This is a genomic window from Chryseobacterium sp. AG363 (assembly GCF_003610675.1).
Classification (GTDB): domain Bacteria; phylum Bacteroidota; class Bacteroidia; order Flavobacteriales; family Weeksellaceae; genus Chryseobacterium; species Chryseobacterium cucumeris.
Window position 1 is genome coordinate 624997 of sequence record NZ_RAQF01000003.1, and the last position, 12215, is coordinate 637211.

Genomic DNA, 12215 nt, shown 5'->3' on the forward strand with positions numbered 1-12215 from the left:
CCGGCCTTTTTATTAGGAGTTTTTTGTAGATTCTAAAATCTCAATATTTTTTACCACATCACTGCTTTCACATTTTTTTAATTCTTTTAAAAGAGCAGGAGTGAGGATCTTCGGATTCAGAATTTGGGTGGCAACTTTAGCGGCTGCGTAATCAACAATACCGATCACAGATTCTCTTAGGAAATTTGGAGTGTTGGAAGCGATAACTGCTGTTGCCCAGGAAGTATCTCTTGCTTTGGATATGGCAAAGTCAAGGACAGCATTATCTTTTCCATTCGAAAGTTTGTCCACAAGATCCACAGGATAACATATTTTGTTTAAAGAATCCTGTACGTTCTGATTAATGGAAGCAATGACAGTATTAATGTTCTCAAAATCCTTTTTCAAGGGGTTTATTTTCCGGTAAGGCATTATGGTGGCTGCAGAAATACCCAGATCCAGATTGATATGTGCATTCATCCCAAGAAATATATGCTGTAATATCAAAAGATTCCTGTTTTTAGCAGCTTCAAAAGCGATGTACCATGAGTTGGTGCATCTTTTATTTTTACTGTAGCTTTCCCACGCCTGAAGAAATCTTTGTGCAAACGCAATATCAAGCAATGTCATTCTGGGATTATCTTCAAATTTTTTCTGCTGAATTCCTTTCAGAACCTGTGCGGTCATGATTCTGTAGGTACAGGCAAAATATCCTGCCGGACTCTTGTTTTCTTTACACCAGATAATAATTTCATCCAGTTTTTTCAGAACTTCCTCAATGGTTTTCATGATAGTTTTTTGTTATTTAAAGATACTAAAAAAGTGAGCCGCAAAGCTCACTTTATGTATGGTTCATTCTGATTATGGGGTGATGATAACCGGATCGGTGATGATAATCGGATCTGGAAAAGGTTCAAGAATCAGTGGCTTGCACATGGCAGCCGGTTGGCAGGTTCCTCCCATGCATATAAAATTGGTCATAGTGGTAGTGCCGTCAGGACATCTGATCATGCCTTCACCATGGCATCCGCCCGGACATTCTGCCGGATACAGGGTTCCTCCAAATACATCTTTCAGTTCTGTTCTCGAAAGTTTTGTGATGCTTAATTTTTTCATGAGTTTAATTTTTAATTATGGTATTGGTTTGTTGTAACCCGCTCAACATTAATAGAGTGAGTTGAGTTGCTGATTAGCTAAAATAATTAAATTAATTCATTGATAAAAGTAATATGTTTTGAATTTTTCATTTTATTTCATAGGTAATCATTTGAAATAAAACAGATTGTGTCTTAAATGATGTACTTATTTCTATATCAAGAGATATAAATTATTGTTGTTTTCTATTGTTAATTGTTTATTAATTCCCTTATTCATGATTTATTTCATTCTGGTTTTGAATGCAAAGAATTAAGTTTGTGCACTTAAAATAAAAATATGAAAAAACTAAGTTTCTTTTTTACCAGTATTGTTTTGCTGTTTTTAACATCTTGCTCTACTGAAGAATTTGAAAATTCTAACCAAAATGAAAACTCAAAAAAAAGCTCAGGGAGAAATTTTGCTAAATTTGCTGGTGATGGCGCTTATGATATCTTAGGATATGGTTATAACGCAACAGGAGAATATGCAAATTCGAACTCCTCAGGATATCAGGTAATTGATCTTGAAAAGTTCAAAAACGAACAGGCCGGAAGATTGATTACTGATAATGTCTTTTCTCAGGAATATCTTGAAGAATATGGTGAAAATGCAGAAGCGTATTCAAAAATGGTATCTACGAAAGTAGGAGCAACAGCAGGATTCTCTTTATTTAAAAAGCTCATTTCGGTTACTTTTAGTTCTTCTGTGAGCAACACGACGACCAATAAATTTGATGCTAAATATATTTATGGAAGCTATAACCTTTTAATTAAACAAAGAAGATTCAGATTTAATGCTACCCCTGCTTTACTATCAGATTATTTGACTCCGGAGTTTTCCAGTGATCTACAGAACAACAGCCCTGCACAGATTGTAAACGATTATGGAACCCATGTTGCGGTAGATATTTATACCGGTGCTAAGCTAGATGTAATGTTTCAATCCGAAACAACGAATCAAAGCCGTGAAAAAGCTGCCAGAGTAGGGGTTAAAGTAGGTGTAAAAAGTATTTTTGATGCCAATGTTGATAATGACGTAGATACTTCAGAATCCAATAAAAACTTTTCAAGAAAACTATCCTTTAAAACAAGAGGAGGAGATCCGTCTAAGAGTTTGGTAGGAGAGTTAAACCTTGATCAGGCGAATCCTAAAATTAATATTTCCAGCTGGCAGAACAGTTCAACACCAACGAATGCGGTATTGGTAGAATTTGGAAGCAATGGTTTGATCCCTCTTTATGAATTTATTAAAGATCCAGTAAAGAAAGCTCAATTGAAAGCTTATATCGATCAATATTTAATTGATAATCAGGTGAAATTAGATTATACCAATACGGCAAACCTTGTCAATGGTAATTTTGTTAGAAATCCTGCGACCAACCAGATCTTTTTTATGTTTGAAAACAAACTGAGATATATCCAAAGCCCTATGACCCTTTATGGATTATTTAATATTACCAGTGGTGAAATCGCTACGGTGAGCCCAAGCAATTTATCTACAGTGGAACGTGGAGCAGATTTAACACCTGATAATGATCTCAAACAGGATAATTATACCAATAAGATTTATATGAGAGAAGGTAATACTTTAAGATATATTCCAAATATTGGTATTTATAATAAATATAGATTTAATAACAATGCAGTTAAAAAAATAAATGGTACTAGTGGTTATACAATAGGTAGCGATATTTTTTAATTTAAAATTATAACTGTAAAAAGAGACTGTCACACCAGACAGTCTCTTTTTATTTCTCAAATGTTTGCGGATAATTATTTAAATGTAGGATTAAAAAATAAATTGTATATTTATTTCCAGGTAAAGAGAAATAATAAAGAGGAATCCGAAAATCTTCAAGAGTAGGAAATCAAATTAAACTAAATTAATCATGAAAAATTTAAAAAGCTTAAACAGAAAAGAGTTAAAGACTGTTTTAGGAGGTGCAGCATTAGCCTGTGAAGCACCTGTAGATGGGGGATGTCCGGCAGGGTACACATTCTGCAGCAACCCTTATTGCTGTTATCCACCAAGAAAACCATTTATCTGTTTCGATTAAAAAAAAATCCCTCAACTGAGGGATTTCTTATTTATTAAGGATTTTCTTTTGCAATTTCATCATGATGTTTAAGATACAAAGGCAGCGCTGCAGAACCATACCAAGGGAAAATTTCATAGCTGAATACACCAGCCTGAACTGCAGGATCTGTTTTTACCCACTGCTCGGCTTCTTCCGTAGATTTGGTGTTGAAAATAAACATACCGCGGTAGTTTTCCTTATTCTTTTCAAGAAAAGGTCCGGCAACAACAATTTTGCCTTCATTGGCCAGTTTACCGATATTAGACATATGCCCTTTCATAAGTTCACCCATTTTAGCTTTGTCTTCAATTTTAGTAGTACCTGTTGTCAGCATAACAATCGTATAAGGTTTCATCCCATATTTGTCAGCTCCTAAAGAAGTGGCCAATTCCTGATTATATTTAGATTTTTCTGCTTTCTTTTCCTGAGCAAAAGAAAATGCTGAAAGAAAGAGACCTGCAAGTAGTAGTATTCTTGATTTCATCTTGTTTTTATTTTGATAAATATAATAAATCCTCACAGATTTCCGAAAACTGAATTTCAAATGTCACTATGAAACAAAAAAACCTCGATGATTTCGAGGCTTATATCTAATTGTTCTGATGAGGTTACTAATTTTTTATTCTTAAAAATTCTTTCGCCAGTTCGATCATCTTTGGATCTCCGGTATATTTACCATGCTCATCGGAAAGTTTTACTGTAGGAATCCATTCTTTATTGGGGGCCTGTACACCAATAAGTTTCATTACAATATTCATGGGCTTCAATCCCACATCATTGGTAAGGTTGGTGCCGATTCCGAATGAGATACCAATTTTTCCTCTGCAATAATTGGTAATTTCCTCTACTTTTTCAAGATTTAATGCATCTGAAAAAATAATATATTTAAACATAGGATTGATCCCATTTCTTTGATAGTGGGCAATGGTTTTATCTGCAAATTCCAGAGCATCTCCACTGTCATGACGAACGCCATCGAAAAGCTTTGCAAATTTTTTGTCGAACTGCTGGAAAAATACATCTGTGGTATAAGTATCAGATAAAGCTACTCCAAGATCTCCCCTGTAAACATCTACCCAGTGTTCCAGCGCCAATTCATTGGCCATCTTGAATCCATATTCAGCTGCGTGGAACATAAACCACTCGTGAGCATGCGTTCCGATAGGTTTTACTCCATATTTCATGGCAAAATGAACGTTGGAACTTCCGATAAATGTAGATTCTTTTTTCTGGGTTAAAGCTTCCATTACAAGATTCTGTACCTTGTAAGAGTGTCTTCTTCTCGTTCCGAATTCTGCAAACGTTACTCCAAGTCTACCCAAGGAGTCAGCCTTTTCGATTGTTTTGCTCATCACCACATCGTTGGAATCTCTTTCCATGTGGTTCATCTCGTAATGAAGTTCACTGATCAATGCCAGCAGTGGAACTTCCCAAAGAATCGTTCTGTACCAAAGCCCTTCAACAATGACAGAAAGATCACCTCCTTCCTGATGGATTTTTACTTCAGATGGGTCATAATGATAACCTTCTAAAAAATCAAGATAGGGCAAATCTATATAAGGACATGTTCTTGCCATGAACTTTTTTTCATCTTTTGTAAGTTTAAGTTCAGCCATTTTATTGACAGCTTCTCTTAAAGCAGCGTCAAACCCTTCCGGAAAGTGGTGTTTTCCCCTGTTGATAAATTCGTATTTTACGATAGAACTCGGGAATAGCTTTACCACAGCATTCTGCATGGTTATTTTATAGAAATCATTATCAAGGATAGAGTTTAATCTGACGTCGCTCATAATATGTGTAATTTTAACGCAAATATAAAAATAAAAAATAAAATCGCCTAAATGTAAGGCGATTTTTTTAAAATATTTCCATGCTTTTGATGGAGTTATTTTCCAAGATAGGAATTGTACATCCAAACTTCTTTCTCCTGCTCGGTGATATAGTCGCTCATTTGCGAATTGGTACCTTCATCTCCCGCTTTATCTGTAATATCTAAAAGTTCTCTCTGCAGATCAATTACCACTTTGAATGAACTTAGAATCTGTTCAACACTTTTGGTACCGTCCGTTACTTCTTTGCTTTCCTTAATGGTTGCTACCTTTAAGTAATCTGAATAGTTATGTGCAGGTGTAGCTCCTAACGTAAGGATTCTTTCTGCAATCTCATCAATCTTTAAGACCAGGCTATTGTATAATTCCTCAAACTTTGGGTGAAGGGTGAAAAACTGATCACCTTTAATATTCCAGTGAGAACCTCTTGTGTTCTGGTAGAATACTGAATAGTTAGCTAATAGTACATTTAATTTTTCTGAGATGTTTTTACAATCGGCTTCTTTAAGACCGATAATACTTGCGTTTTTCATATGTATATATTTATTTTTAAAATGTGATACAATCACCACTTCGGTTCAGTAGAGTATGAAGCTTTTTTATGATGACTGATTTGTTTATCATTTGTATATCCCAAATTTACGAAATATCGTGCCGAACTCCACTGATTATTAATAGATCATAACTATAAGAAAGTTTTTAAATATAGTTTGGATATATCTTGTAAGGAATTATGATTCTACTATGGATGAAAATTTTATAAATTCATAATTATTTAATACACATTTTTTAAACTTGAAAAAAGATTCTTTTCTATCTCTTTTCCTCGTATATATTATATTTCTTTGAATGTTATATCGAAACGTCTTCTATTTTCGATGTAAGTATTTGATTTTAATTTTTATATAAGTATTTGTAGATTAAAAAAATATTACTATTTTTGCACCCTAAAATAAAAAGCAATTAAATGCCTACTATTCAACAATTAGTAAGAAAAGGAAGAGCCACGCTTGCCAAGAAGAGCAAATCGGCTGCCCTAGATTCTTGTCCACAAAGACGTGGTGTATGTACGAGAGTATATACAACTACACCTAAGAAACCAAACTCTGCACTTAGAAAAGTTGCAAGGGTAAGACTTTCTAACGGTAAAGAAGTTAACGCCTATATCCCGGGCGAAGGACACAATCTTCAGGAGCACTCGATAGTATTGGTTAGAGGCGGAAGGGTGAAAGACCTACCGGGAGTACGTTACCACATCGTAAGAGGTGCATTAGACACAGCTGGTGTAAATGGAAGAACACAGAGAAGATCTAAGTACGGAGCTAAGAGACCTAAACCAGGACAAGCAGCTGCTGCTCCTGCAAAAGGAAAGAAAAAATAATCATTAAATAAGGTACAAAAGCAATGAGAAAGACAAAAGCGAAAAAAAGACCGTTGTTACCAGATCCGAAATTTAATGATCAATTGGTAACGAGATTCGTAAACAACTTAATGCTTGACGGTAAGAAGTCAATCGCATTTAAAATTTTCTATGATGCATTAGATATCGTAGAAACTAAAAAAGGAGATAACGAAAAAACTGCACTTGAAATCTGGAAAGATGCACTTACAAATGTAATGCCTCACGTAGAAGTACGTTCTAGAAGAGTAGGTGGAGCTAATTTCCAGATCCCTATGCCAATCAGAGCTGATAGAAAGATTTCTATGGCAATGAAATGGTTAATCAAGTATTCTAAAGCTAGAAATGATAAGTCTATGGCTTTGAAATTAGCTAACGAAGTTGTAGCTGCTTCAAGAGAAGAAGGTGCTGCTTTCAAAAAGAAATCTGATACTCACAAAATGGCGGAAGCTAACAAGGCTTTCTCACACTTCAAATTCTAATCTGAAATGGGAAGAGATCTTAAATTTACAAGAAATATTGGTATCGCTGCTCACATTGATGCAGGTAAGACTACCACTACAGAAAGGATTCTATTCTATACAGGGGTAAACCACAAAATTGGAGAGGTTCACGATGGTGCTTCTACAATGGACTGGATGGAGCAGGAAGCAGAAAGAGGTATTACTATTACTTCTGCAGCTACCACTTGTTCTTGGAACTTTCCAACAGATCAAGGAAAAGCTTTACCAGAAACTAAACCTTACCACTTCAACATCATTGATACACCGGGACACGTTGACTTCACAGTAGAGGTAAACAGATCTTTAAGAGTATTGGATGGATTGGTATTCTTATTCTCTGCAGTAGATGGAGTAGAGCCTCAGTCTGAAACAAACTGGAGACTTGCTGACAACTACAAAGTTGCAAGAATGGGATTCGTAAACAAAATGGACAGACAAGGTGCTGACTTCCTTAACGTGGTAAACCAGGTTAAAGAAATGTTAGGATCTAACGCAGTTCCAATCGTTTTACCAATCGGTGCTGAAGAAGATTTCAAAGGAGTTGTTGACTTAATTAAAAACAGAGCGATCATCTGGGATGAAGCAGGACAAGGAGCTACTTTCGAAGTAGTGCCAATTCCTGAAGATATGAAAGATGAAGTTCTTGAATATAGAGAAAAACTAGTAGAAGCTGTTTCTGAGTATGACGAAACTTTGATGGAGAAATTCTTCGAAGATCCGGATTCAATTACAGAAGAAGAAATCAATGCTGCATTGAGAGCTGCTACTATCGATTTATCTATTATCCCAATGACTTGTGGTTCTTCATTCAAGAATAAAGGAGTACAGTTTATGTTGGATGCAGTATGTAAATACTTGCCTTCTCCATTGGATAAAGATGATATCAAAGGTACTGATCCGAGAACAGACGCTGAAATTACAAGAAAACCATCTGTAGATGAGCCTTTCGCAGCTTTAGCATTTAAGATTGCTACTGACCCGTTCGTGGGAAGATTAGCATTCTTCAGAGCTTACTCTGGAAGACTTGATGCAGGTTCTTACATCTTGAACTCTCGTTCAGGAGATAAAGAAAGAATCTCAAGAATCTATCAGATGCACGCTAACAAGCAAAACCCGGTAGAATATATTGAAGCTGGTGATATTGGTGCAGCGGTAGGATTCAAGTCTATCAAAACTGGTGATACGATGTGTGATGAGAAAAACCCAATCGTTCTTGAATCGATGGTTTTCCCTGATCCGGTAATTGGTATCGCTGTAGAGCCTAAAACTAAAGCTGACCAGGATAAAATGGGTAACGCTTTAGCTAAATTGGCTGAAGAAGATCCTACGTTTACTGTTAGAACTGACGAAGCTTCTGGACAAACGATCATCTCTGGTATGGGTGAGCTTCACTTAGATATCATTGTTGACCGTATGAAGAGAGAGTTCAAGGTTGAAGTAAACCAGGGACAACCTCAGGTAGAGTACAAAGAAAACTTAACAAAAGTTGCTCAACACAGAGAAGTTTACAAAAAACAATCTGGTGGTAAAGGTAAATTTGCTGACATTGTATTTGAACTAGGACCTGCAGACGAAGGTAAAGTTGGTTTAGAATTCATCAATGAGATCAAAGGTGGTAACGTTCCTAGAGAATTTGTTCCTGCAATTGAAAAAGGATTTAAAGCTGCAATGAAGAACGGTCCTTTGGCTGGTTTCGAAGTTGAAGGTATTAAAGTTACTCTTAAAGATGGATCTTTCCACGCGGTGGATTCTGATGCTCTTTCATTTGAAATGGCTGCTAAATTAGGATTTAAAGAAGCGGGACGTGCTGCTAAGCCAGTAATTATGGAGCCTATTATGAAGCTGGAAGTTGTAACTCCGGAAGAATATATGGGTAACATCATTGGTGACCTTAACAAGAGAAGAGGTACTATCAGTGGTCAGGAAGAGAAAAATGGAGCTGTTGTAATCAAAGGTTCTGTTCCACTTTCTGAAATGTTTGGATATGTAACTACTCTAAGAACACTTTCATCAGGAAGAGCTACTTCTTCTATGGAATTAGAGAAGTACCAGGCTACTCCACAAAACGTTGCTGAAGAAATCATAGCTAAAGCAAAAGGTTAATTTTTAAATTAAAGAAATGTCACAAAGAATCAGAATAAAACTAAAATCTTACGATTACAACTTGGTAGACAAGTCTGCTGAGAAAATCGTAAAAACGGTAAAGGCTACTGGTGCTGTTGTAAACGGTCCTATTCCATTACCAACGAATAAGAGAATCTTCACAGTGTTGAGATCTCCGCACGTAAACAAGAAAGCAAGAGAGCAGTTCCAATTATCAGCTCACAAGAGACTAATGGATATCTACTCTTCTTCTTCTAAGACTGTTGATGCTCTAATGAAATTAGAACTTCCTTCAGGTGTAGACGTTGAAATTAAAGTGTGATAAATGCATACTTTGCAATGATTATACAATCCGTTCCTTTTCAGGGACGGATTTTTTTATAACTATGACTTTTAAAACTCAATTAATAGAAGAGCCGGTTTGTATTTTATCAAATCGGCTTTTTTTGCATTGTACTTTCTATAATGATAAAAGATCTTCATGGGTTTTGTCTTAATAATACAGATAATCCATTCGGGGATCTTAAAGAGTCTGTGAACTAGGTTAATAATCTGATATTGGCTGGGCTTTTCATGGTGACATATGTCACATTGCTTTATTTATTTAGAATTAATAAAAACAATAATTTTGCAAAAAATTATCAGATGAATAAAGTAGTATCCTTTTCTCTGCTTGTATTGGGTGGGGTTTTTGTAAATGCACAGAAAGTTAACGATTCTATCAAAAAGTCGAAAGAAATTGATGAAGTAGAATTATTCGGTGAAAGAAAAAAGCAACCGCAAGGTTTGGAAGCAATCACAAGATTGCCTTTAAAAACCAGAGACCAGATTCAGAGTATTTCCGTAATCTCGCATAAAGTAATTGAAGACCTTGGAGGGCTGACGGTTACTGATGTAGCAAAGAATGTTCCGGGAGTAACTCAGTTCGGCAGCTATGGAGGGACCAGAGAAAGTATGTCTATCAGAGGATACAGAGGAGTACCCGTTTTAAAAAATGGAGTCCAGATGGATTCTGATTTCCGTACTGCAGGAATGCTTACCGATATGCAGGGAATAGAAAGTATTCAGATAATTAAAGGTTCTGCTGCCGTTACACAAGGAATAGGGGATGGTCTAGGCTCTGCAGGTGGAGTGATAAATGTGGTAACTAAAGTACCCAAATTTATCAACCAGACTAATGTAGGTTTCAGATATGGAAGCTGGGATTTCTATAGACCAACAGTCGATTTTCAGAGAGTACTAGATTCTCAGGGGAAAGTTGCAGTGAGACTAAATGCTGCTTACCAAAATAATAACAGCTTCAGAAGATTTATTAATACAGAACGTATTTATGTAAATCCATCTATTGCCATTCGTCCGGATGATAAAACGGAGATTGTAGTGGAAATGGATTATATGCATAACAATACAACACCAGATAGAGGAACTGTAAACCTTGCTAAAGGAGATACAGAAGCAATATACAGAATGCCAGGTAGAAAATTCCTTGGTTTTTCTACAGATAAAGCAAAGACTGAAACATTCAACTTTTCAACAACTGTTACACGAAAACTGACTGAAAAATTGAAGGTAAGAGCGGCTTATATGAGCTCATCCTATCAGACCGAAATTGTAGGTGCAGCACTGGCACCTCTAAAGAGAGATAATCCGACAGAATTCCGTAACAGAACATTAACAAGATCTGACAGGGAAGATTTAAATAAGGTATTTCAATTTGATTTTATTGGTGCTGATGTAATGACAGGGTTCATGAAACATACTTTCCAGGTAGGTTTTGACTGGAAAGAATCTAACGTTACTACAACTTCATATAAAGCAAAAGATGTTGACCAGATCAATGTTCTGAATGAAATCAACAATATCCTGCCTGCCGGAGTTAATATAGACTTATCAACAGCTAATGCAATCAATACGGTAGCTCCTACTATGGGATTAATGGCACAGGATGTTATTACGTTCAACAAATATATAAAGGCTCATTTAGGAGTTCGTTATAGCAGACTCATCGGTTCGGATAAAGAAAAAGACTACGCATGGAACCCTTCATTGGGAATTATGATTTCTCCGATTGAAAATATGAACATCTTTGGTTCCTATACAAGTACTACAGCGTTGAGAAGTTCCAATAACGTATTGTTTACCGGTGGAACTGTTGGAGCTTCCACTACAAAACAATGGGAGGCTGGAATTAAGTCCGACTGGCTGAATGAAAGATTGAGATTTAATGTAACCGTTTTTGATATCAATACGGATAATTTATCATATGAACTTCTTGATGGTGGAAACCCTACAGGGAAATATGCACTTGCAGGTAACCTAAAAAGACAAGGTGTAGAAGTGGAGTTGATAGGTAAAATTCTTCCCAACCTACAGGTAATGACCGGATGGGCCTATGTAGATGCACAGTATAAAGACAGTCCTTCATTTGTGAACGGTTCAGCACCTATTAATACTCCTAAACATTCTGCTAATGCATGGTTGAATTATAAATTCGATAAGGGGATTCTTACAGGTCTTGACGTAGGAGCCGGAATTTATTTTGTTGGAGAAAGACCGGTAGATGATTATAAACAGAAATATACCAATACAGAAAACGGTCATGTGAATGGAACCCAGCCTGGAGAAAAACCTTTTTTCATGCCGCAGTATACTACGGTAGATGCCCAAATAGGATATTCCTTCAAAAATGGATTAGGATTAAGAGGATTCTTCAATAATATTTTTGATTCCGTAGGATATAACTCTTATTTCAGAGGCGGATATATTGATCAGATCCAGCCAAGAAACTTTGCTGTACAGGTAAACTATAAATTCTAACACAAAAATTATGAAAATTAGCAGAACAGTATTCTTATTATTAATTGCCGTTGCCGGTTTAAGCTCATGTTCCGAAGAACATTTATCCGAAGAAGAACTGAAAACAGCCAGGGAAAATATTGAAAAACATTACACAAATCCCAGAAGCATATACTCATGGGGTAACATTTCTCCCTGGAAGGATCATTGGAATAATACATTTTATCCAAAACCATTTTCATCTGCTCAAATCGGAAAGAGTATGATAGCGGAAGGAAAACAAAACCTTGAAAACCGTTTTTCAGGAAAAATCAAATAATATATTTCAAACATTCATATCAATTTTAATTAGAAAACATTAAGACAGTACTATTGTCTTAATGTTTTTGTTT

13 protein-coding genes are annotated in these 12215 nt (G+C 35.9%); 8 read left to right on the forward strand and 5 right to left on the reverse strand.

Features of this window, described 5'->3' with window-relative positions:
* Nucleotides 1–12: 12 nt before the first annotated feature.
* Together DEU39_RS15730 and DEU39_RS15735 are read right to left on the reverse strand one after the other, a co-directional pair.
* On the reverse strand, nucleotides 13–768 hold the full coding sequence (locus tag DEU39_RS15730; RefSeq protein ID WP_120232581.1) for a DUF5995 family protein: 756 nt from the start codon (nucleotides 766–768) through the stop codon (nucleotides 13–15).
* Between the two features lie 72 nt (nucleotides 769–840).
* Nucleotides 841–1095: a hypothetical protein gene (locus tag DEU39_RS15735; protein ID WP_062673570.1), complete on the reverse strand. Its 255-nt coding sequence runs from the start codon at nucleotides 1093–1095 to the stop codon at nucleotides 841–843.
* Between the two features lie 318 nt (nucleotides 1096–1413).
* Here DEU39_RS15735 and DEU39_RS15740 point away from each other — a divergent pair, with 318 nt between their 5' ends.
* Nucleotides 1414–2814: an MAC/perforin domain-containing protein gene (locus DEU39_RS15740; protein WP_062673572.1), complete on the forward strand. Its 1401-nt coding sequence runs from the start codon at nucleotides 1414–1416 to the stop codon at nucleotides 2812–2814.
* Nucleotides 2815–3004: 190 nt separating this feature from the next.
* On the forward strand, nucleotides 3005–3172 hold the full coding sequence (locus tag DEU39_RS24450) for a bacteriocin-like protein (protein ID WP_157885768.1): 168 nt from the start codon (nucleotides 3005–3007) through the stop codon (nucleotides 3170–3172).
* 34 nt (nucleotides 3173–3206) lie between these two features.
* Here DEU39_RS24450 and DEU39_RS15745 read toward each other — a convergent pair whose 3' ends face one another.
* From DEU39_RS15745 to DEU39_RS15755, 3 genes are all read right to left on the reverse strand, one after another.
* Entirely contained in the window at nucleotides 3207–3677 is a 471-nt protein-coding gene (locus tag DEU39_RS15745; RefSeq protein ID WP_120232582.1) for a YciI family protein, read from the reverse strand.
* A 127-nt stretch (nucleotides 3678–3804) separates the two neighbouring features.
* Entirely contained in the window at nucleotides 3805–4983 is a 1179-nt protein-coding gene (gene pncB / locus DEU39_RS15750; RefSeq protein WP_062673575.1) for a nicotinate phosphoribosyltransferase, read from the reverse strand.
* Between the two features lie 95 nt (nucleotides 4984–5078).
* Nucleotides 5079–5555 carry a Dps family protein gene (locus tag DEU39_RS15755; protein ID WP_062673577.1) on the reverse strand — a complete coding sequence of 159 codons (477 nt, stop codon included), beginning with the start codon at nucleotides 5553–5555 and terminating at the stop codon, nucleotides 5079–5081.
* Nucleotides 5556–5989: 434 nt separating this feature from the next.
* Here DEU39_RS15755 and rpsL point away from each other — a divergent pair, with 434 nt between their 5' ends.
* The 6 genes from rpsL (at nucleotide 5990) to DEU39_RS15785 (ending at nucleotide 12142) form a co-directional block, all read left to right on the forward strand.
* Entirely contained in the window at nucleotides 5990–6403 is a 414-nt protein-coding gene (gene rpsL / locus DEU39_RS15760) for a 30S ribosomal protein S12 (protein WP_002983146.1), read from the forward strand.
* A 23-nt stretch (nucleotides 6404–6426) separates the two neighbouring features.
* Entirely contained in the window at nucleotides 6427–6903 is a 477-nt protein-coding gene (gene rpsG, locus DEU39_RS15765) for a 30S ribosomal protein S7 (protein WP_062673583.1), read from the forward strand.
* A 6-nt stretch (nucleotides 6904–6909) separates the two neighbouring features.
* Nucleotides 6910–9027: an elongation factor G gene (fusA, locus tag DEU39_RS15770; RefSeq protein ID WP_120232583.1), complete on the forward strand. Its 2118-nt coding sequence runs from the start codon at nucleotides 6910–6912 to the stop codon at nucleotides 9025–9027.
* Between the two features lie 16 nt (nucleotides 9028–9043).
* Nucleotides 9044–9349, forward strand: a complete 306-nt coding sequence (rpsJ, locus tag DEU39_RS15775; RefSeq protein WP_002661363.1) for a 30S ribosomal protein S10 — start codon at nucleotides 9044–9046, stop codon at nucleotides 9347–9349.
* A 323-nt stretch (nucleotides 9350–9672) separates the two neighbouring features.
* Entirely contained in the window at nucleotides 9673–11844 is a 2172-nt protein-coding gene (locus DEU39_RS15780; RefSeq protein WP_120232656.1) for a TonB-dependent siderophore receptor, read from the forward strand.
* Nucleotides 11845–11854: 10 nt separating this feature from the next.
* A complete protein-coding gene (locus DEU39_RS15785) occupies nucleotides 11855–12142 on the forward strand; it encodes a hypothetical protein (protein WP_120232584.1) in 288 nt (95 codons plus the stop codon).
* Nucleotides 12143–12215 lie beyond the last annotated feature (73 nt).

Excerpts from the sequence above, each read along its gene's own strand:
- DEU39_RS15730 (WP_120232581.1), bottom strand. The coding sequence starts at position 768 with ATGAAAACCATTGAGGAAGTTCTGAAAAAACTGGATGAAATTATTATC.
- DEU39_RS15735 (WP_062673570.1), bottom strand. The coding sequence starts at position 1,095 with ATGAAAAAATTAAGCATCACAAAACTTTCGAGAACAGAACTGAAAGAT.
- DEU39_RS15740 (WP_062673572.1), top strand. The coding sequence starts at position 1,414 with ATGAAAAAACTAAGTTTCTTTTTTACCAGTATTGTTTTGCTGTTTTTA.
- DEU39_RS24450 (WP_157885768.1), top strand. The coding sequence starts at position 3,005 with ATGAAAAATTTAAAAAGCTTAAACAGAAAAGAGTTAAAGACTGTTTTA.
- DEU39_RS15745 (WP_120232582.1), bottom strand. The coding sequence starts at position 3,677 with ATGAAATCAAGAATACTACTACTTGCAGGTCTCTTTCTTTCAGCATTT.
- pncB (WP_062673575.1), bottom strand. The coding sequence starts at position 4,983 with ATGAGCGACGTCAGATTAAACTCTATCCTTGATAATGATTTCTATAAA.
- DEU39_RS15755 (WP_062673577.1), bottom strand. The coding sequence starts at position 5,555 with ATGAAAAACGCAAGTATTATCGGTCTTAAAGAAGCCGATTGTAAAAAC.
- rpsL (WP_002983146.1), top strand. The coding sequence starts at position 5,990 with ATGCCTACTATTCAACAATTAGTAAGAAAAGGAAGAGCCACGCTTGCC.
- rpsG (WP_062673583.1), top strand. The coding sequence starts at position 6,427 with ATGAGAAAGACAAAAGCGAAAAAAAGACCGTTGTTACCAGATCCGAAA.
- fusA (WP_120232583.1), top strand. The coding sequence starts at position 6,910 with ATGGGAAGAGATCTTAAATTTACAAGAAATATTGGTATCGCTGCTCAC.
- rpsJ (WP_002661363.1), top strand. The coding sequence starts at position 9,044 with ATGTCACAAAGAATCAGAATAAAACTAAAATCTTACGATTACAACTTG.
- DEU39_RS15780 (WP_120232656.1), top strand. The coding sequence starts at position 9,673 with ATGAATAAAGTAGTATCCTTTTCTCTGCTTGTATTGGGTGGGGTTTTT.
- DEU39_RS15785 (WP_120232584.1), top strand. The coding sequence starts at position 11,855 with ATGAAAATTAGCAGAACAGTATTCTTATTATTAATTGCCGTTGCCGGT.